The sequence below is a fragment of the Clostridium drakei genome (assembly GCF_000633595.2).
In the GTDB taxonomy this organism is placed as follows: domain Bacteria; phylum Bacillota; class Clostridia; order Clostridiales; family Clostridiaceae; genus Clostridium_AM; species Clostridium_AM drakei.
This window is the reverse complement of record NZ_JIBU02000051.1, coordinates 18,472-39,011: the sequence shown is the minus strand read 5'-3', so window position 1 is coordinate 39,011 and position 20,540 is coordinate 18,472. Positions and strand designations below refer to the sequence as shown.

Annotated in this window: 18 protein-coding genes, 1 pseudogene and 1 riboswitch; of the genes and pseudogenes, 6 read left to right on the top strand and 13 right to left on the bottom strand. The window is 30.4% G+C overall.

Features of this window, described 5'->3' with window-relative positions:
* Window positions 1–160: 160 nt before the first annotated feature.
* Together EG57_RS0221650 and uvsE are read right to left on the bottom strand one after the other, a co-directional pair.
* On the bottom strand, window positions 161–451 hold the full coding sequence (locus EG57_RS0221650; protein WP_032079177.1) for a hypothetical protein: 291 nt from the start codon (window positions 449–451) through the stop codon (window positions 161–163).
* A gap of 178 nt (window positions 452–629) precedes the next feature.
* Window positions 630–1,886, bottom strand: a complete 1,257-nt coding sequence (uvsE, locus tag EG57_RS0221645; protein WP_032079176.1) for a UV DNA damage repair endonuclease UvsE — start codon at window positions 1,884–1,886, stop codon at window positions 630–632.
* Window positions 1,887–2,315: 429 nt separating this feature from the next.
* Here uvsE and EG57_RS0221640 point away from each other — a divergent pair, with 429 nt between their 5' ends.
* The 3 genes and pseudogenes from EG57_RS0221640 (at window position 2,316) to EG57_RS0221635 (ending at window position 4,251) form a co-directional block, all read left to right on the top strand.
* Entirely contained in the window at window positions 2,316–3,356 is a 1,041-nt protein-coding gene (locus EG57_RS0221640; RefSeq protein WP_032079175.1) for a M42 family metallopeptidase, read from the top strand.
* Window positions 3,357–3,455: 99 nt separating this feature from the next.
* Window positions 3,456–3,527, top strand: a pseudogene (locus EG57_RS27145) (PH domain-containing protein); the annotation flags it as partial.
* Window positions 3,528–3,552: 25 nt separating this feature from the next.
* Complete coding sequence (locus EG57_RS0221635) at window positions 3,553–4,251, top strand: FadR/GntR family transcriptional regulator (RefSeq protein WP_029160238.1); 699 nt, start codon at window positions 3,553–3,555, stop codon at window positions 4,249–4,251.
* A gap of 93 nt (window positions 4,252–4,344) precedes the next feature.
* Here the strand turns inward: EG57_RS0221635 and EG57_RS0221630 are convergent, their stop codons facing one another.
* From EG57_RS0221630 to EG57_RS0221615, 4 genes are all read right to left on the bottom strand, one after another.
* On the bottom strand, window positions 4,345–5,730 hold the full coding sequence (locus EG57_RS0221630; RefSeq protein WP_029160239.1) for an FAD-binding oxidoreductase: 1,386 nt from the start codon (window positions 5,728–5,730) through the stop codon (window positions 4,345–4,347).
* A 13-nt stretch (window positions 5,731–5,743) separates the two neighbouring features.
* Complete coding sequence (locus EG57_RS0221625) at window positions 5,744–6,721, bottom strand: electron transfer flavoprotein subunit alpha/FixB family protein (protein WP_032079174.1); 978 nt, start codon at window positions 6,719–6,721, stop codon at window positions 5,744–5,746.
* A 17-nt stretch (window positions 6,722–6,738) separates the two neighbouring features.
* Complete coding sequence (locus EG57_RS0221620; protein WP_032079173.1) at window positions 6,739–7,536, bottom strand: electron transfer flavoprotein subunit beta/FixA family protein; 798 nt, start codon at window positions 7,534–7,536, stop codon at window positions 6,739–6,741.
* A gap of 274 nt (window positions 7,537–7,810) precedes the next feature.
* Window positions 7,811–8,572 carry an IclR family transcriptional regulator gene (locus EG57_RS0221615; RefSeq protein ID WP_029160242.1) on the bottom strand — a complete coding sequence of 254 codons (762 nt, stop codon included), beginning with the start codon at window positions 8,570–8,572 and terminating at the stop codon, window positions 7,811–7,813.
* Window positions 8,573–8,973: 401 nt separating this feature from the next.
* On the opposite strand from EG57_RS0221615, the gene EG57_RS0221610 reads away from it, so the two are divergent.
* Both EG57_RS0221610 and EG57_RS0221605 read left to right on the top strand, forming a co-directional pair.
* Entirely contained in the window at window positions 8,974–10,386 is a 1,413-nt protein-coding gene (locus EG57_RS0221610) for a sodium:solute symporter family protein (RefSeq protein ID WP_032079172.1), read from the top strand.
* Between the two features lie 167 nt (window positions 10,387–10,553).
* Complete coding sequence (locus tag EG57_RS0221605; protein WP_032079171.1) at window positions 10,554–11,738, top strand: pyridoxal phosphate-dependent aminotransferase; 1,185 nt, start codon at window positions 10,554–10,556, stop codon at window positions 11,736–11,738.
* Between the two features lie 116 nt (window positions 11,739–11,854).
* On the opposite strand, the gene EG57_RS0221600 is transcribed toward EG57_RS0221605, so the two are convergent.
* The 5 genes from EG57_RS0221600 to EG57_RS0221580 all read right to left on the bottom strand — a co-directional run bounded on the left by EG57_RS0221600 (window position 11,855) and on the right by EG57_RS0221580 (window position 16,018).
* Window positions 11,855–12,589 (bottom strand): ABC transporter permease, encoded by a 735-nt coding sequence (locus EG57_RS0221600; RefSeq protein ID WP_032079170.1) that lies wholly within the window; start codon window positions 12,587–12,589, stop codon window positions 11,855–11,857.
* Window positions 12,589–13,329, bottom strand: a complete 741-nt coding sequence (locus tag EG57_RS0221595; protein ID WP_032079169.1) for an ABC transporter permease — start codon at window positions 13,327–13,329, stop codon at window positions 12,589–12,591. Before EG57_RS0221595 ends, EG57_RS0221600 begins: the two co-directional genes overlap by 1 nt.
* Complete coding sequence (locus tag EG57_RS0221590; protein WP_032079168.1) at window positions 13,322–14,245, bottom strand: ABC transporter ATP-binding protein; 924 nt, start codon at window positions 14,243–14,245, stop codon at window positions 13,322–13,324. Before EG57_RS0221590 ends, EG57_RS0221595 begins: the two co-directional genes overlap by 8 nt.
* A 146-nt stretch (window positions 14,246–14,391) precedes the next feature.
* A complete protein-coding gene (locus EG57_RS0221585; protein WP_084572295.1) occupies window positions 14,392–15,309 on the bottom strand; it encodes a sensor histidine kinase in 918 nt (305 codons plus the stop codon).
* Between the two features lie 7 nt (window positions 15,310–15,316).
* Window positions 15,317–16,018, bottom strand: a complete 702-nt coding sequence (locus EG57_RS0221580; RefSeq protein ID WP_029160249.1) for a response regulator transcription factor — start codon at window positions 16,016–16,018, stop codon at window positions 15,317–15,319.
* Between the two features lie 185 nt (window positions 16,019–16,203).
* On the opposite strand from EG57_RS0221580, the gene EG57_RS0221575 reads away from it, so the two are divergent.
* Window positions 16,204–18,678, top strand: coding sequence for a LuxR C-terminal-related transcriptional regulator (locus EG57_RS0221575; RefSeq protein ID WP_032079166.1), 2,475 nt, complete (start codon window positions 16,204–16,206; stop codon window positions 18,676–18,678).
* Between the two features lie 85 nt (window positions 18,679–18,763).
* Here the strand turns inward: EG57_RS0221575 and thiM are convergent, their stop codons facing one another.
* The gene (thiM, locus tag EG57_RS0221570; protein ID WP_032079186.1) at window positions 18,764–19,561 is read right to left on the bottom strand and encodes a hydroxyethylthiazole kinase; all 798 of its coding nucleotides are present in this window, start codon (window positions 19,559–19,561) and stop codon (window positions 18,764–18,766) included.
* The gene (gene thiW / locus EG57_RS0221565; RefSeq protein ID WP_029160252.1) at window positions 19,539–20,108 is read right to left on the bottom strand and encodes an energy coupling factor transporter S component ThiW; all 570 of its coding nucleotides are present in this window, start codon (window positions 20,106–20,108) and stop codon (window positions 19,539–19,541) included. Before thiW ends, thiM begins: the two co-directional genes overlap by 23 nt.
* A 288-nt stretch (window positions 20,109–20,396) precedes the next feature.
* Window positions 20,397–20,504, bottom strand: a riboswitch (TPP riboswitch).
* Window positions 20,505–20,540: the final 36 nt, after the last annotated feature.

The window sequence follows — 20,540 nt, the reverse complement described above, 5'->3', positions numbered from 1 at the left end:
TATAATGTTATACATTAATATAGCTGCATATATAACTATATCAATGCATGACCATTATTATATAATATATTGCTTTTATATGCAATAACATTTTTTGATAATGAATTCTTACAAAAGCATTGAAACTACTTTTATGGCTGAAATTTGTCATTCACAATTTTCAATACATGTATAAAAAATCTCTACACTTAATATAGTATAGAGATTTTCCTGACACGACATCTAATTTACTTATTTCTTCTGAAAACTGATTCCAAATGGAGGTAGTAGATTCTAAAGAATTTAAAAATGTAATCCAAATATATGGATTTTTTTCAGACTGGAGAAACTCTTTAACTGCTGTAGTTTTACCAAATCCCATTGGAGCTTCAACAATTGTAAGAGGATAATCATACACTTTTGATAAAATGCAATCTATTCGTTTTCTTTTTAATATTTTACTACTTTCCAAACTAACACACTTCCTAATTTAAACTTTTACTCAACATTTATATAACTTTCAATATCGCTATTTATAATCCTATTCTCTAACCAATATATCTATAATTAACCATATTATCGTATATTATGAATAAAAGCTTGAACAATCAATTTTGCTTGTTCAAGCTTTAAAGTCATTTTAAATAACTTTAAAGTATGAAATAATATGAATTTTTAAGATACTTTTCATTATATTTAACTGTCATCTTCAATAACTTATTCTTAACCACATTAATAGATACTTTCCCTTGTCTATAATTGTCAATAGTTTTAAGAAAGCTTTCTTTTTCTTTAATATCTACTATATTTTTAAAATATCCCCATACATGAAGTGCTGCATTTTCTGCGTTTCCAGTGGTAATTTTCTCATTTATAGCTTCATCTATATAATTATAAAATTGTACTGCAGGATACTCATTTTTATTTTTAAGCAAATTTCTTATTTCTAAATAAATCCTAGGTGAATTTTCCAAAATGGTATATTTATATTTACTCCATTCTTCTTCAAGTTTACTAATCTTTTTATCCTTAGTTATGCAATTAATGCATTTTACTGCTGAAAGATTTTTATCCTTTACTTCAAGCATTATATCTATGTCTTCTCTTGCTAAGCTTTCGTAAAAATTAATAAATCTATCTACTGCTATAGTATTTGAATGTGAGCCTGGTTTCTTTAAAATATCCTGCTGTGAATAATGGATTTTTTGATATCCATCCTTCTCTTTCCATGTATTTTTACATTCATTAATCCAGTACAAATCACTTTTTTCTTGGACATATGGATTAATTTCATTATGTAAGTTATCAAAAATAACCGGTATATTTAGTTTGATTCCTATTTGAAATACATCATTTATATCATAAGATTTATCATCATTTTCAATTACAAGTCTTTGCTTCACTTTATCTTTTAAAATTTTATAATTATTTACAAATCTATTTATTGCCTGTTCTTTATCATTATAAATTCCTCCAATATGAAGCACTATTTTGCTTTCTTCACCAACTCCAAGGCTATCTAGAACTTTGGCATGATAATTTAAATCCTCAATTGCTCTACTTACTACATCCTCCTTTGGAGAATTAAGTACAGTATATTGTCCAGGATGCATTGAAATTCTAATATTATTCTTTCTAATTTCTTTACCAATTTGAAAAAATTCTTCAGAAAATATCTCCCACCATGGCAACTTATTTAAATGACTTGATCCAAAAGGAATTAGATCTGAACTAATTCTAAAAAGATGTATATTATTTTTAATATTGTAATCAATAATATTTTTAAGGGATTTTAAATTATGCTCTATTATACCTAATAACTTTTCATTAGATAAATTTTTGGCAGTACAGCTTTTCAAATTAGCATCTAAAACCCCTATTGTCAAACATGCATATCCTATACTCATCATATTCACAACCTTTCATTGATTTAATTTTAAATTCATTTTTGTATTAGTAATAAATACCTTATTTATATACATTTCAATAAAGACTATTTGCATGGTAAGTTTTCCTATGTTTAATCTGAACATTAGTTTTTCATAATATTATTAACATATTAATTTTTTTAAATCCATCTAAAAATTTGATGTACTTATGTGAATATTCTTCTACACTACATCAAATGTTAAATACACAATTAACCATATTTGTTTTCTCATTACTTTGCATACTTATATTGACTTGAATTAACTATAATCATAGAATAAACATGAGATCAATTATATCAAAATGATTCTAAAACTCAGGTAATGTTTCTTATCTGAGTCTTAGAAGAACTTATCCATGCGATTAGCAATGGAATAAAACATATTTATAGTTTGGAGGATTAAATTATGAACTATGATAAAAATTCTATTTTAAATGAATTAAAAACTATTCTTTCAATACCAAGTCCCACAGGATATACTAAGTCAGTTATACAATATCTTAAAGAAGAAATTACTAACATGAATATACCTTATAAAATCACAAATAAAGGTGCCCTTATTGTATCTTTTTCTGGAACAAATAATGATTATCAAAGAACTTTTACTTCGCATATTGATACTTTAGGTGCAATGGTTAAAGGTATAAAAGCAAATGGTGCTCTTTCTTTTGTACCTGTTGGTGGTTATATGATGTCAACTTTGGAAGGTGAAAATTGCACTATAAAAACTTTAGATGGTGCAAGTTATTCTGGTACTATTCAAACAACAAAGCCATCTGTTCATATAAGTGGTGATGATGCTCGTAATCTTAAAAGAACCCCTGAAAATATGGAAGTAATCTTAGATGAAAAAGTATTCTCTAAAAATGACGTAGAAACTCTTGGTATCGATGTAGGAGATTATATATGTATAGATACAAGAACCACCATCACTGAAAAGGAATTTATTAAAAGTAGATATCTGGATGATAAAGCTAGTGCATCAGTTCTCATGTATGTCATTAAGTATATTAATGAAAACAAAATAAAGCTTCCTTATACAACTAATTTTTATATAAGCAATTATGAAGAAGTCGGTCATGGATCTAGTGCTGCTTTGCCTGAAAACACTAAAGAATTTATAGCTGTTGACATGGGAGCTCCTGGCTGTGAACAAAATTCTTCAGAATATACTGTATGTATTTGCGCTAAAGATTCCTCTGGCCCTTATGATTATGATCTCAGGAAAAAATTAGTAGATACATGCAAGAAAAATAATATTCCATATAAAATTGATATATATCCTCATTATGGTTCAGATGCTTCTGCAGCACTATCTGCTGGTTGGGATGTGAAAGCAGCACTTATAGGTCCAGGTGTTTTTGCATCTCATGCTTATGAAAGAACTCATGTGGATGCATTATTAGCTACAGTAGACCTCATCATAAAATATATTGTTAAAAAATAATTTTGTGGTCTTACCTAAAAAATATATTTCTTTGAGTTTTTAATTATTTATGATAACATTATATATACTTAAATATAGCATTAGGAGGTTATATAAAGTAAAAACCAGTTTAACAAAAGCTTGAATATATATGAGCTTCAAAGTGTATTAGCTGAATATGTGCTAAAATAATTATACCATGTGAAGGAGTTTTAACATGTGTGAAACTACTGAAAATAAAAGTATATCTCAAGTTATTATTGAAAAAATACAGGATATGATAATACGAGATAAACTAAAAATTGGAGATAAACTGCCACCTGAAAGGCAGTTAACGGAAATGTGGAAGGTAGGTCGTCCAGCTTTAAGAGAAGCTTTAAAAGCTCTTGAAGTTATTGGATTAATTGAAAGAAAGCATGGTCAAGGAAATTTTATATCTAATAATATTAGTGATAGTTACTATAAGCCACTGTCCATATCCTTTAAATTGAACAATGGAAGCATTGAAGAATTATTTGAACTTAGAGAATCCTTAGAAGCCTCTTCCATAAAAGCTGCAGCTAAAAAAGCTTCTATAAAAGATATTAAAAAACTATATGAAATACATGAAGGCATGATAAGTGAAAAAGATGAAAGCAAAAAGACTAAATTTGATAAAGCTTTACATTGTGAAATTATCAAGTTGTCAGGTAACAAATTATTCATAACCACCTGGAATAGTATTTCATATCTAATTGATATTTTTATTGATAAGGCTGTAAATATTTCTCTATATGAAGAAAAGTCCATCCAAAACATATATGAGGAACATTTATGCATCATAAAAGCTGTTGAAAACCATGATTCAAAGGCAGCAGTAGAAGCTCTTGAAGAACATCTTAATAAAATTAATGTAGAATTACTCAAAACTACTTAATCTTCACACATGTAGATTATAACTTAATATAAAAATTATGCGAAGCTTTGCTTCGCAATGTTTTCATTATATAAATTTTAAATAAACTTCCAATTACATATCAATTACTGTGCCTGGATTCAAAATATTATTTGGATCAAAGGCTTTTTTTATATTTTTCATAAGCTCAATTTCAACCTTGGATTTTTGAAGTATTAAATCCTTTATTCTCAGCTTTCCTATACCATGTTCTCCAGTTAAAGTACCTTCATATTTAAAACAAAGCTGATACATTTTTATCTTAAGCTCTTCTAAATATTTAGGATTTTTACCATCTATCATATAAATATCGTTATGTACATTTCCATCAGCTAAATGTGCTGTTATATATGAAATTGTATTATAAGAAGTTACAAGCTCCCATAAATCATTTAGAAAATCAGGCATGTATCCAGCAGGAACAGCCATATCAAAGGAATAAGCAATATTATCCTTTATCACTTCATAACTTCCGCTTCTTATGGCAAGCATTTCACCTTGTTCTTTTTTAGTACCAGCAAATACTGCTTTATTTGCATTATATTTTTTACATATGTCATTAATTATTTCACAAGAATTATATAATGCTTCTTCACTTTTTTCTGACAAAATAATAAGTATATCAGCCTTACCCTTATCTAAGGGCCAATGAAGTCCAAGCAGCTCCGCAGATTCCACATTTAAATATCTATCTTGATACTCTACAGCAAGTGGAGAAACTCCATTTTTTATAATTTCAAGCACTGCATTTGAAGCATCACTTACATTTTCAAAGGCCATTACCACTGAAGCTGTATATTTATCTTCTGGATACAATCTAAGAGTTATTTTTGTTATGATAGCTAAAGTTCCTTCGCTTCCCATAATCAATTGCAAAAGATTATATCCACTGTTATCCTTAAGCAGCTTTCCTCCAAGCCTAAGAATTTCTCCACTGGCAAGTACTACTTCAATACCTTTTATATGATTTCTCATAATACCATGCCTTACAGCTCTAGCGCCACCTGCATTGGTTGCAACCATGCCTCCCATTTGTGCTCCTTCATCTCCTGGATGTACAGGGAAACATATTCCATCATGCTTTTCCAATTCTTCAATTAGCTGAGCCAGTGTAACACCTGCTTCAACTACTGCCATCATATTTTTTTCATCTATCTCAATGATTTTGTTCATTCTCTCCATTGAAATTACAATACTTTCTTTTATTGGACTAACTCCTCCACAGAGGCCTGTCCCACCACCATACACTACAACCGGAATTTTATTTTCATTAGCATACTTTACAATTTCAGCTACTTCATTTGAATTTAAAGGTTTTACAACTATTGAACTAATATTCACTTCTGGTCTTACATTGTGTTCTATTTCATCATACATATAAGACAATTTTTGCCCATTATTTGTTATTACAAAATCGCTGCCAACAGTATTCATCAAATAGTCAATTGTTTCTTTTTTCATGGCTGAACCTCCATTATTTACACAGTTTAATTCTTTCAATCATTTGGGGAATAACTTCATACAAATCTCCTACATATCCATAATCCGCAATGTTAAATATTGGTGCAGAAGGGTCATTATTAACTGCAAGAATAACCTCTGATTCCTTCATACCTGCAATATGCTGAGGTGCACCAGATATCCCACAGGCAATATACAACTTTGGCTTTACCCTATTTCCACTGTAACCTATTTGATGTGCATTACCAATCATACCTGCATCTACAAGAGCTCTTGATACTCCAAGCTTGCCTCCAAGTAATGAAGCCAGCTCTTCAAGCATATATAAATCTTCCTGTTTTTTAATTCCCCTTCCAGCAGCAACTACAACTTCTGCTTCAGTAATATCAAAATTTTCTTCCTTGAATTCCTGTATGCTGCTTATTTTACTGTATTCTGTTACATAAGGCTCTAATGTTAAAACTTTTACCTCTCTATTTTCATCTCTTTTTGCTTCACTAAATTCTTTATATCTTACTGTGGCCATCTGAGGGAAATCCTTAGATTTTATGTGTGCAAAAATATTATTGCTAAAAGCAGGTCTGATCTGTATGAGTTTTCCATCCTCATCTATTTTTAAATCTGTACAATCTGCAGTAAGACCTATTTTTAAAGCTGCTGCAATTCTTGGTGCAAGAGAACGACCAAAATTAGTAGCACCTATTAATATTGTTTCTGGCTTATATTCCTCCACAAATTTAATTATATTTTCCTTAAAAAGATATTCTTCAGGTTTCTCAAAACATTTATTTCTCATATAAAATATCTTATCTACTCCACAATAGCTTAACTCACTGACATCTATACTTTTATCTCCAAGAACTAAACAGTACAATGGTGAATTGTTTTTTTCGCATAGTTCTTTTGCTTTATTAATAAGTTCATAACTTACCTTGTGTATAGCGCCTTCATTTTGTTCCACATAAATGAGAATTCCATTATAATCTTTCATTCTGCCACCACCATATCTCATATTATATTTTTATTTTTCATCATATGAAGTACATCTTCCATATAACAATTTAAATTGTCCTTATAAATTTTACTTTCACGTTTTACTTCCTTTGGTACTACTATTTTTACAACTTTAGTTTTAGAACCATTAAATCCTGCTTCTTCCTCTTTTATGTATCCATTAAGATTTTCTAAAGAACATTTTTCTATTTCAATTTTCAAGGATTCCAGCTTTCTTTCTAAAGTAGGTAACTCAGGATAATTAATATTTTTACTTACACTCACTAAAGCTGGAAGCTTCATTTTTCTATTTTGTTTCTTTTCACAAAGATTTTCTATGGTAACTTCAATTTCATCCTTTGAAATATCACCAATTTTTTCAACATAGTAAGAATGAGGTATATTTAGAAATTCTGCCACCTCTGCCCCAACTTGAGCTGTATCACCATCAACAGATTTTTCACCACTTATAATCAAATCATAATCTTTTATTTTCTTAATTTCAGCTGCAAGAGTATAAGCTGTTGCCCATGTATCCGCTCCACCAAATTTTTTATCTGTCAAAAGAATCCCTTTATCTGCACCTCTAGCATAGGCATCTCTTAAAGACTTTTCTGATCTTGGAAGTCCCATTGTAATAACAATTACTTCTCCGCCAAATTTATTTTTTAAATCAACTGCAGTTTGAAGAGCATTTAAATCAAACGGATTGATTTCAGCCTCAGCAGAGGATCTATCAACAATACCCTTCTCCCTATTAAACTTCACCTTTTCCATATCCGGGACTTCTTTTATAAGCACAATTATTTTCATAAATATTCCTCCTCGTGGTCTTACCACGTAGCTTATCATTAACACACAATTTAGTCAATAGAAAAAATGTATTTTTATACTGCAAATTTATTAATTATAAATTCAAGCTTCATAATTTTAAAAGTTAAGTTATAAAAATAAACCACTGCTATTTTTCTTAACAGTGGTTTTATATATTAACTCATACAAAATACATAGATCTACTTAGCTAAATCATTAAAGTTAATAAGTTTTAATTATACAAATCATTTTATAAAGTAAATATAATGGATATTTAAATTCCTGCCATTAAAAGTTTTTCTGTAATAATTCTAGTGGTATTTTCTAAATGCTTTTGAATTTCCAGTATTCCTTTAGCCTTAAGCCTATTCATAGGTCCAGAAATACTGACAGCTGCTATCATTTTCTTATCACAATTAAATATAGGTGAAGCAATACATTGCAATCCATATTCGTATTCCTCATTATCAAAAGCAATATTTGTATTTAAAATTTTTTCCTTTTCAACCAAAAAATCCTTATAATTTGTAATAGTGTTACTAGTTCTTTTTGTATTGTGAATTTGAAAATATTCCATTATTTCATTATCAGTCATATGTGCTAAAAATAATTTTCCCATTGCTGCACAATGCAGCAGAGAAGTTGGTACTAATTTTGAAACCAACACAGAAGATTCACCTTCAGCACTATTGATTGTAATAACTGATTCTTCATTTCTTATACCTACACTAACTGCTTCTCCTGTTGCATTTGATAATTCATTAATAAAAGAATCTGATAAACTTTTCAAATCTAAACCAGACTTTACTTTTTCTCCATATTGAATAAAAGTTATTGCCAATCTATATTTATCCTCATTATCTTTTTCAACAAGCTTCCCATTATAAAGAGTATTCAATATTCTATAAACTGTAACTTTAGGCAAATTTAAAGAATTAGATATTGCTGACACTCCTAACGGAACATCAGATTGAAATAGTATATTTATTATTTGAATAGCCCTATCAACCATTAATATACTAGCATCTACTGACAATAGGTATTCCCCCTTTTTCTTCTCTCAATTAGCATATTCTATAATTATAACTTAATTTGATTAAAGATACAATATTCCATAATATGTAACAAAGTATGAATTATTATGCAAAAAAAATAATAAAAATTTGTAAAATTGTATTGATTTTAATTTTATACGTGTTAATATTAAATAGAAACGCCGTTCCAATTTAATATTATTTTACGTAAAAATAATAAAATGATGAAAAAAACATAGTAAAATCCAATGATATCAATGATTTTCCATATTTAAAATTTAATTTTAACGCTTATAACATATTTATTAATAAATATTCAAAAATATCAAGATTAAAATCCTTTTTTCAAAAAACATATTCATAAATCTATTAAATATAGATAAATTCAAAGGAGGCTATTAAAATGTTAACTACATTCGATTACGGCATTATTATTTTATACTTTATTATAATGATAAGTATTGGTATTATTTCAACCAAATTCACAAAAACAAAGGAAGATTATCTAGTGGCTGGTAGAAGACTAGGGTTTCCTATGTTTTTTGGATGTATGGCTGCTCTTGCAGTAGGTGGTGCTGCAACAATAGGTAGTGCAAAACTAGGATACAAATTTGGTATATCCGGTATCTGGCTTGGGGGAAGCTTAGGTCTTGGATTAATCGCACTTGGATTTTTAGTTTCTTCTAAGCTTTCCAAAATGAAAGCATTAAGTATTAACGAAGTTATAGAAAATAACTATGGTAAATCTGCTCGAATATTCAGTTCTCTGCTAACTTTTATATATACAATGATGATGAGTGTTGTGCAAGTTGTATCTGTTGGAGCAATAATAAGTGGTATAATGGGTTGGAATACTCAGCTTTCTATGTTAATAGGTGGTGGAATAGTAATATTTTATACCTTTGTAGGAGGAATGTGGTCCGTTTCCATGACTGATATCATTCAATTTGTCATAAAAACTCTTGGTATTATTATATTAATTCCTATATTTGCACTAGTAAAAATAGGTGGTTTCAGCCATCTTACAGCATCACTGCCTCAAACACATTTTAATTTGACAACTATGGGATATGACAGTATCGTTATGTATCTTCTAATGTATATTCCAGGTTTGATAATTGGACAAGATATATGGCAGCGTATCTTTACAGCTAAAAACGAAAAAATTGCTAGAAAAGGAACTATTTTAGCTGGTTTTTACAGTATTATATACGGATCTTCTACTGTTTTATTAGGTCTTTGTGTATATGTAGCTGCACCAGCATTAAAAAATCCACAAGATGCTTTTGTTACAGGTGTTACTTTATTCTTGCCAATTGGAATCAAGGGATTTGTTATAGCCGCAGCTATGGCAGCTACAATGTCTGTTGCCAGTGGTTCAATTCTTGCATCTTCCACTATACTTTATAATGATCTATATACCCGTTTTATTAATAAAACGCCTGATGAAAAAAAATCAATTTTAATTAATAGATTATTTGCTTTCTTAATTGGTGTTGGTGTTATGATAATAGCATTTTTAATTCAAGATGTACTTACTGCATTGGATATGGCATATGCTTACTTATCAGGATGTGTATTTGTACCTGTACTTTCAGCCTTTGTACTTAAAAAGTTTATTGCTAAAGCAGGACTTGCATCACTATTTTTAAGCACAATAGTAGTTTCTGTAACATTCTTCAAATATGGAGTTGATTCAAATTACCCTATTATATTCGGAATAATCGTAGGAGCTCTTACATATTTAATTGTTAACTCAATGGACAAAAATAAAGTTGAATCTTCTATAGATGTAAAAGAAGATGCTGCTTCATAAATTATAAATTTATTTAAGATGGCTGACACGCTAGTTAATTAGTGTAGCAGCCTTCTATTTACCAATAATATTGGAACGGTGTTTCAATATTGTTCAATTCAACTTTTTCAAAGAACATTTAACAGAAGAAAGTAAAGGTGAAGTATTTAAATAAGGAGATGACTGTAATGAAAAGTAAATTTTTATCTAAAAGATATTGGAATGATATTACAACTCCAATGGGTGAAAGCAACGATTTTTTTAAAAAATTTAATGATATTATTGATTTTAGTCTTGGTGATCCAGATCTTACAACTGATGAGCGAATAATAAATGCAGCATTTGAAGATGCAAAGAATGGGTATACACATTATACAGATTTCTATGGTGATATGGAATTAAGAAAAGAAATTTGCAAATATTATACGGATGAATATACTTATCCAGTTAATACTGAAGATTGCATGGTTACTACAAGTGGCTGCCATGCTATGTGGCTTGTACTTGAAGCCATTCTTGATGATGGAGATGAAGTTATTATACCTGGACCATATTTTACTCCATATCCTCAGCAAGTCAAATTGGCTAGAGGAATTCCAGTAGTACTAGAAACTAAAGAAGAAGAAGAATTTCAAATTAATGCAGAAAGATTGGAAAAATTAATCACAAATAGAACTAAAGCAATTATTATAAATACACCTAACAATCCTACTGGTACATGCTTTAGTTTAAGAACATTAGAATCTATTTCAGCTATTGCTAAAAAACACGATTTACTCATAATTGCAGATGATATTTATACATTGTTCAGTTATTCAGAACCTTTTATTCCAATTATGACCTTGAAAGATATGAGAGAAAGAACAATTTCCATAAATAGTTTTTCAAAAAATTATGTTATGACTGGATGGAGAATAGGATATGTTATAGCACCTTCATATATTATAAATACCATTAAAGATATAAATGAAAATAATGTGTTTACAGCTCCTTCAATTTCTCAGAGAGCGGCTCTGTATGCACTTAAAAATAGAAAAGAAATTCAACCAGAGATAGTAAGATCTTATAAAGAAAGAATTCTTTATGCTTATGAAAGGATAACTGAAATTCCAAATATGTCAGTACTTTATCCTCGTGGAAGCATATATTTATTTGTAAATATAAAAGAAACGGGCTTAAGTTCTGATGAAGTGGCAAAAAGACTGCTTGAAGAAGCTCATGTTTTAGTTTTACCTGGAAATGCTTTTGGAAAATGTGGTGAAGGATATATTAGATTGGCCATGACTATGGGAATAGACAAAATGAACACTGCTTTCAATAGGATTGCTAAAATGAGTTTATTCCAAAATCAAAAATCTCATAGCTTTGCATAAGTTTATATTTAAGATTTTAAAAAATAATCCTCAGATTGCTTACAAGAACACACCTTTTAGCAATTTGAGGAACTTTTTTATTTGTTCTTTAAAATTATTATTATAATTCTGGTATTTCAATTTTTTTCACTATATTTTAGACCTTTCAGTATAAAGACAGAAAGACAACCACATAGTAACAAGATTATAATACTTCCTATCCGATTTTGTACAGTAGCTTCATAGTAACCAGCAACCCCAAATACTGCCGTAATCGGATAGAATGTTTTTAGAGTGTTTGACATACTCATAAATATTCCAGCAAAAGAGTAGATTTCAGTTAATACTAATGCAATCCAATAGCCTTTTTTCATATAAGATACCAATGCAATAATGGGCGAGATAACAAGGAATATACCCACACCTTGAAGAAAATACATTTTTAGAAAATCTAAAATCATTCCTACTGATAAATTGGAAAGATGTAATATTGCCTCAGTCAGAAGTGCTATTGCAAAAAGCAGTAAATAAATGAAAATGCTGAATAAAAAAGTAATAATCATTTTTGTAGCAATTAACTTTGTTTCATTTATAGGAATAATTATCAAAGATTTTATAGTATCCTCATCTTCTTCACGACAAATCATATAACTTCCCAAAAGAGAAATTACTGCAGGAAGAACAAAAAATGTTGCCCAAGTCTGAGCCATATTCATATACCATCCTGCACTGTCTATATCTCGTGAACCATTATACGTAAACCATCCCTGTATAAAAACAATAACAGCTACCATAACTGTTGCAAAAATTGTAATACAAGCAATATTTGAACGCCGAATCTTTTGGAGTTCAGCCCAAAGTAAAATTCGCATTATTCACATCTCCTTTTCAATGCAGCATTTGCAATTAATATTGCAGTAATATCCCAAACGCAAATACAAAGAAGCGCTAAATTAATGTTAATTGCTTGCGTAAATGCAAGACCTGGAATATCTCCATTTCGCATGACAATAACTGACATACTGGATAATGGATGTATATACATATTTATCGTCATTAAAATAAATCCAAGAAAGGCATAAACCAATTCTATAGAAACTGGTAGGATATATCCTTTTTGCGACACAGCTATTGCCAATATAGGCAGCATTGCAAAAGCAGTAATAACACCGATCTCTAAACATTTTTTCAACAAAAATAAAACGCTTTCCCAATCAAATATGACATATCCAGGAAGTACGCTGAACATAACAGAAGCAGCAGCTGTAATCAGCATGAAACAAATAGAGTAAATCAAAACAACAAAAAATTTACTAAAAAAGTATCCCATTTTGCTGATAGGCACAATCCAAAGTTGTTTAAGCATATCATACTGATTTTCGTCATACATAAGCATAGTGCAAAGTACTCCCAAAACAAAGGGCAAGATAATAAACATGGTAAAACCAAACGCTGACCATTTATAAAATTGTACAGGATCAACACCTGCTTTTTTTGTATATTTGAATAATAAGAATGCTAGAAATGGCATTACGAAGGCTGACAACATCATAATCCACACAAATTTTCTACGTCGTAGTTTAAGAAATTCTATTTGAATAAGTCTAAGCAATGCCATCCCCTCCTGTAATTTTTCTGAAATAGTCCTCTAGAGTATCATTACAAAGCCCTGAACTGATAACCGACACCTCACTAAGCATAAGTGTCTTATTGACAGATGCCATATCCAGAGACATATCATAGAGTTGTAACGTATGGTCATCTTGCACAGAATATTCTTTCAAGCCGAATTGACGTTCCAAAATTAAGATTGCTTTAGAAACATCAGAAACTTGAAGTAGAATATACTTACCGTTTTTTCGCTTAAGTTCCTCCATGCTACTTTCTTCAAGCAGAACACCGTTGTCAATAATTCCAATATCATCCGCAAGTAATGAGATTTCCGAAAGAATATGACTGGAAATAAGAATTGTCTTTCCATGCTCAACACTCAAATTCTTAATAAAATCTCTTACTTCTGCAATGCCAATAGGATCAAGACCGTTTGTAGGTTCGTCCAAAATCAACAGTTCTGGGTCATGCAAAATAGCATTAGCAATACCAAGGCGCTGCTTCATTCCGAGGGAATACTTACTAAACAGCTTTTTGTCTTTATAAGGTAATCCTACTACTTTCAATGCGTTTTCAACTGCATGTGGGGCTGCTGTGCCGCGTAGCCTTACAAAAATTTCTAAATTTTCCGTTCCTGTCAAATTTGGATAAAATCCTGGTGTTTCGATAATAGCACCGATGCGAGGGTATACTTGTCTTTCCTGGCCTTTAATATTCTGTCCAAATACATCTACCTCTCCAGAAGTAATTGGAGTTAACCCTAAAATCATTTTCATAATAGTAGTTTTTCCAGCTCCGTTGCGCCCTAACAAACCGTAAATCTGGCCTTTTTTTACATGAAGATTAACTGTGTTAACTACTGTCTGATCTCCATAAATTTTTGTCAGTTGTTTCGTTTCAATAACAAAATCATTCATATAAAATTTCCTCACTTTCAATAACTTTGTTTTAGCAATGTGACGGCAGAATCACTCACAATTAAAAGTATAAAACATTAACCTTGCCATAACCTTGCCATAACCTTGTTTTTATCTTGTTTTAGTAATACAAAAGCCCTGTGTTATCACAGGGCTTTTGGCAATAAAATTGTGAATGTAGTTCCAGAACCGACAATGCTGTCCGCCGTAATCGTTCCTTTATGAGCGCTGACAAGCTCTTTGGAAATAGAAAGCCCAAGCCCGTTTCCTTTGGCAGCTCGTGAATGGTCGCATTGATACATTCTTTCAAAAATAAGTGAGAGATTATCAGAAGATATACCTTTCCCGTTGTCTGCTATTACAATTTTAGCCTGTTGCTCATTCTCAAAAATATGCATCGACATATTATCACCCTCACTGTGGGCAATAATATTTTGTAATAGATTATTGAGAATACGGATATATGCAGTTGCGTCTATACGCATGGAATACTCTGTTTCAGGTATATCAAATTCATATTCAAAATGGCTGTTTTCTAAAATAGGAATCCAATCAGCTATAATATTACGGGATAACTCATTCAAATCAAAAATCTCAAAATGAAAAATTTGTTCCCCGGAATCTAATTTAACCCATTCAAACAGATTTTCTACAAAATGTTTTAAGTGCTGGGCTTTATCAGATGCAACATGGATATATTCGTCCTTTTCTTCTCCTACAACAATTTTACTTTCGATTGCTTCCAAATACCCAACTAAAGAAGCAAGTGGAGTTTTCACATCATGGGAAAGACTTGTCATTAAGCGTTTGTATGCCTGTTCTGATTGCTTTTGCTGAATAAGTCGTAATTGGCTGTTGATTGCAATTTCGTTAATACCATAACAAATTTGCCTTGTCATATCGCTTTCCTTTGCTAAAATACGTCGATTAAGGTTTCCATTTTTTATATCTTCTAAAGCGTCTTTCATAAGTGCAAGCTGTATTCGGACACGCCGTAAGACAGAAACAAGATACGCTATAATAAGCATGGCAAGAAGCAACGCAAAAAATAGATAAACATTCATATTTATGTCAAGCCTCCTTATTAAAACGATAGCCTACACCTCGGACTGTTAAAATATAAAATGGATGATTGGGATCTGGTTCAATCTTTTTACGCAATTTACTGATAAAAGACATAATGTTACTATCATCATAGGCATATTCTTCTTCCCATACCTGCATATAAATCTGTTTTTTGGTAAACACCCGTCCCTTATTGGAAGCCAGAAATGAAAGCAAATCAAATTCTTTGCTTGTAAGCTCAACTGAAATGTCATTAACAGAAACCATGCGATTTACTTTATCAATCACCATACCCTTTAACATTATATAATCAGTGTCCGTTACAAAAGTCGGGTTCAAGGTAGTGTAGCGGCGAATAAGAGAATTTACACGAGCCATCAATTCGTTAATGCTGAAGGGTTTTGTTAGGTAATCGTCAGCACCTAGCCGCAGCCCAGAAACCTTATCCTCCTCATCACTTTTAGCAGTTAGCATAAGCACTGGGATATTATTCGTTTCCCTAATTTTTTTCAGAACTTGGAAACCGTCTATATCCGGCATCATTACATCCAAAATTACAAGAGAACAGCTGCTTTTGTTTTCGTCGACCAAACGCAGCCCCTCTACACCGCCATGTGCAATAATAGCCGATAAATTCTCTTGCTCAACACATTTTTTCATAAGAGTGCAAAGCTCTTTGTCATCATCTATAATCAAAACATTATTCATGTTGTAGCTCCTCCCCATCTTTGCTCTGCCATTCTTTCTACAAACTCCATCAGTGTAATTATAGGCGGACAGACGAATAATATCAAGTGTCTACTTATTATTTAAATAAAACCAATTAAATTATTGATTGGTAATGAATATAAGAAGTATAATATAAAAATAGGATTAATCGAGGTGATATCACATTGAAGCAGACCAAATTATTGAAAAGAAAACGTATAAATAAAATTTTATCAGAAATTTTCAATTATTCTCTAACTATTGTAGAAGCTCCTATGGGCTTTGGAAAAACTACAGCAGTTAAAAACTTTCTTTCTAATCTGAAAACTCCATATTTATGGATTGCCTTTTTAAACTCTACTGCATCTTCAACTTTTTTTTGGGAAAAGTTTTCAAATGAAATAATGAAGGTTGATGAAAGTTCAGCAAAAAAATTAAAAAAACTTGGATTTCCAATAGATGCACCTCAAGTTGAAAAAATTATATATATATTAAATAACATTAATTACAAAGAAAAAACAGTTTTAGTTATAGATGATTATCATCTTTCAAAGGAACTTAAATTATATAAATTTATTGAACAAATCATTTTAAATGATATTGATAATTTTTATATAGTACTCATTACAAGAGATACTACAAATATAAACTTTAGTGAACTTTTTTCAAAAGGAAAATGCTATGTTATATCTCAGCAGCAGTTAAAATTTAATGAAGATGAACTTAAAAAATATTGTTTGATGATGTATAGCAATATTTCAGATAGCGCTTTAAATAAAATTATTGAGTACACAGATGGCTGGATATCTCTCACATACATGATGCTTTTAGCACTAAAAAATGGCATTCCTGTAGGAATGAACAGCACTGTTGATGAACTAGTTGAAAGTACACTATTTAATCCTTATGATAATCAAGTAAAAAATTTTTTATTAAAACTGTCAGTAATGGATGACTTCACAGCAAAACAAGCTTCTTTCGTAACAGAAGAGGAAAAAGCAGCTGTAATATTAAAGAAACTTAATAAAAAAAATTCCTTTGTATTTTATGATGAGCAAACTCATAAATATAAAATACATAACGTACTTTTAGATTTTTTAAGGACAAAGCAAAATTTCAAAGAAGAAGAACTTCATAATTTATATAGAAAACTTGGAAAGTGGTACTTGAAGGAAAAAGAATTTATAACTGCTTATGATTATTTTAATCGTGCAGGAGATACAGAATTTATTCTTTCACAATTTAATAATCCAGAAAATATTTCTAATGATCTTACAGAATTTAAAGGCTCCTTTGAAATGTTTGAAAATACTTCTGAAGAATTGCTTGTTAAGTATCCTATTGCATATCTACAGCATATTTTCAATTCTATATTAAAGGGTAATGATGAAATTATAGAAAATTCTTTAAGGAAATTAGACAGGCTACAAAAGCTTTATGAAAACATGGAAAATATAGACTTAAATTATAAAAATCGCATTATTGCAGAAACTTTAATTATAAAGAAATTTACCAAATTTAATCATTTAGAACTCATGAAAACTTATAGTAATAAAGCTTTAGAGCTTTTAAATGGAAAGAAATCTTATATAATGCTCAGACAAAATGAAGTTACCTTTGGATCTCCTCATCTACTTTATATATACTTTAGAGATGAAGGAACCTTCAAAGAAATTTTAAAGCTTGCAAAAAATAGAATGATTATACATTCAAAAGTATCAAATGGCTGTGGCACTGGCTCTGAATTCCTTCTTGAAGCAGAGTATGCCATGGAAACAGGAAACTTTCCTGCAGCTGAACTTAACAGCCTAAAAGCAATTTATAAGGCTAAAACTAAATCTCAAGTAAGTATTATCATATGCGCATACTTCAATCTTACAAGACTTTACATTCTTCAAGGAAAAATAAAAGAAGGTATTGAAAACTTAAATTCTTTAAATAAATACATTGAAACAGCAGATAGTCATATATATAATACCACATTAGATTTATGCAAAGGTTATATATATGCCTGTTTAAAACAAAAAGATAAAATACCTTACTGGCTCCAGACAGGTGATATGTCTACTGCTAATTTTTTCTATCAAGGTATGGCTTTCAATTATATAGTATATGGTAAAGCTGTTATGTTATCAGGCAATTATATAAATTTAGAAATGCTTTCAGAAAGTTTTGTTGAACATTTTTCCGTGTTCAGCAATCAATTAGGTTTTATACACAATGGTATTTTTAAAGCCGTAGCTAGATATAATATATATTCTATAGAAGAAGGTTTATCCTCACTTAAAAAGGTAATTTTAAGTGCACAGGCAGACGGTATTATAATGCCTTTTATTGAAAGTGCTTCATATATTATGGACATGCTGAACATAATACAAAATAATGATTCAAATAATGAATTTGTGAAAAAAATAATAATCTACGGCAATCAATATAATGAAAGCTTAAATAGAAATAAGTTTGATAAAATTACCCTGTCTCCAAGAGAAATAGAAGTACTTGCACTGGTAGCTGAAGGATTAAAAAGAGAAGAGGTTGCATCACACCTTACAATGTCACAAGAAACTGTAAGAACACATCTTAGGAATATATATCAAAAACTGGGTGTTAGCGGAAAGATTTCAGCAATAAAAATAGCACGAATAAGTGGACTAATTTAAAAAACAAGACAGAAGTATATTTAAGCTCTTCTGCCTTATTTCTCATGATTAATATATTTATATGAAATTTTTTATGATCTTTATATTATTTCAAATTATATTTTATTTTTTCTAAAATGGTATCATCAGTAATTGTAAATATATTATTTATAAGTTCAGTTCTAAAACTTCCTATACCATTAGCATACTGTGATAATTCTCCACATATTCCCATAAGTGCTACTGCCAAAATAGTACCGCCTAATATATCTAGTGAAGAAATATAACTTGCTATAAGTGCAGTAACCATACAGCCTGTACCTGTTACCATTGAAAGCATTTCGCAGCCATTTTTTATTAAATAAACATCATCACCATTTACTACTATATCTATTGCACCTGTAGCTGCAATAACAGCACCAGTTTTAAGTGATAATTCCTTAATTATTTTTATATTTTCATCAAAACTTTTAGCTGTTACTTCATCACCTTCACCTACATCTATTCCTTTTGCATTACTTCTTATACCACAAATTGCCTTCATTTCAGACATATTGCCCTTAATAACACTTGGATGGCACTCTGAAATAAACTTTTTTGCATAATTTAGTCTTAAACTACTACATCCCACACCTACAAGATCAATTACTTCAGGAATTTTCTTTTCAAAAGCTGTTTTACCTGAAATCATCATTGCCTTCATTCGAGCATCTGTTATATTTCCAAGATTAACTCCCAATACTTTAGAAACAGAAGTAACTTCTGAAACCTCTAAGGGATGTTCAGCCATTATAGGCTTTGCTCCAACAGCAAGTATTACATTTGCACAATCATTTATTGAAATTGGATTTGTAATATAATGAATAAGAGGTTTATTAACTTTAACACTGTGTCTTATTTGCACTAATCTCTCTATTAACTTCTGTTGATTTGTCATATACTTTTACCCCCAAGCTCTTTTGAATCTTTATGAGCATTCCATTTTTACTTAATGCTCCCAAGAAAATAAAGGCAATTGCTCCTCCTATAATTGTAGCAGTAAAGAATAAAGGAACATAAAACATCAATGAAAGTCCTTTTTTACCCCAAAAATATGTCATAATAGGTGCTGAAACAATAGCTCCTATAACACCAGTTCCTATAACCTCACCTAAAACTCCAAAAATCAAAGTATTCTTAGATGCTCTGTATAAAAGTCCTGATAAAAAGGCTCCAAAAACGGCACCTGTTAAAGCTAGAGGTGGAATTCCCATAAGGAACATTCTAATAATTCCAATACAAGTAGCACAAAGCAATGCATACCAAGGTCCAAGAACAACTGCACATGTAATATTTATAACTGAAGACATAGGACACATTCCTTCTATACGAAGAATTGGTGATATTACAACCCCCATAGCTATAAGCATTGCTAACATAAGTTTTTTTAATAATTTTGAGTTTCTTTCCATAATAAAATACCTCCATAATAATATTTATTTTCTAATCACATAGGAAATAAAAACCATCATTTTGGCATAGTTTTAGAGTAACTAAATAGCAATTTCCTATATGACAAGACAAGTCATCATATTGTCGGTCAAAGCTCAAAAGCTTCCTCTCACCTTGAAACACAAGTTCCCTCGCTATTTAGTTGTCTTTTTACAAAGCTTCAGGCGCTCCCCTGCTGCTCCTTAAAAAAATAAAAAATGGAATATACCTATATAAGGCACATTCCATTTACACTGACAAAATAATAAAAAGCATAAATCAAATATTTCCTTACGTCGGCATTATCCGAATCAAGTTATGGGTCGAAGTAATTACTTCCTCTCAGCCTGTTTAAACAAGCTCCCCTTTTTAAGCAAATTGTATCATAAACTTTTACAGTTTTCAAGTAAACT

Bases quoted from the DNA above. Each gene is read 5' to 3' on its own strand.
- EG57_RS0221625 (WP_032079174.1), bottom strand. From the start codon at position 6,721: ATGAAAGATTATAATGGAATTCTCATTTATGTGGAACAAAATGAAGGC.
- EG57_RS0221580 (WP_029160249.1), bottom strand. From the start codon at position 16,018: ATGAATAATGTTTTGATTATAGATGATGACAAAGAGCTTTGCACTCTT.
- EG57_RS0221600 (WP_032079170.1), bottom strand. From the start codon at position 12,589: ATGCGAATTTTACTTTGGGCTGAACTCCAAAAGATTCGGCGTTCAAAT.
- thiW (WP_029160252.1), bottom strand. From the start codon at position 20,108: ATGGAAAGAAACTCAAAATTATTAAAAAAACTTATGTTAGCAATGCTT.
- uvsE (WP_032079176.1), bottom strand. From the start codon at position 1,886: ATGAGTATAGGATATGCATGTTTGACAATAGGGGTTTTAGATGCTAAT.
- EG57_RS0221610 (WP_032079172.1), top strand. From the start codon at position 8,974: ATGTTAACTACATTCGATTACGGCATTATTATTTTATACTTTATTATA.
- EG57_RS0221620 (WP_032079173.1), bottom strand. From the start codon at position 7,536: ATGAAAATAATTGTGCTTATAAAAGAAGTCCCGGATATGGAAAAGGTG.
- EG57_RS0221605 (WP_032079171.1), top strand. From the start codon at position 10,554: ATGAAAAGTAAATTTTTATCTAAAAGATATTGGAATGATATTACAACT.
- EG57_RS0221585 (WP_084572295.1), bottom strand. From the start codon at position 15,309: ATGAATGTTTATCTATTTTTTGCGTTGCTTCTTGCCATGCTTATTATA.
- EG57_RS0221640 (WP_032079175.1), top strand. From the start codon at position 2,316: ATGAACTATGATAAAAATTCTATTTTAAATGAATTAAAAACTATTCTT.
- EG57_RS0221630 (WP_029160239.1), bottom strand. From the start codon at position 5,730: ATGAAAAAAGAAACAATTGACTATTTGATGAATACTGTTGGCAGCGAT.
- EG57_RS0221590 (WP_032079168.1), bottom strand. From the start codon at position 14,245: ATGAATGATTTTGTTATTGAAACGAAACAACTGACAAAAATTTATGGA.
- EG57_RS0221635 (WP_029160238.1), top strand. From the start codon at position 3,553: ATGTGTGAAACTACTGAAAATAAAAGTATATCTCAAGTTATTATTGAA.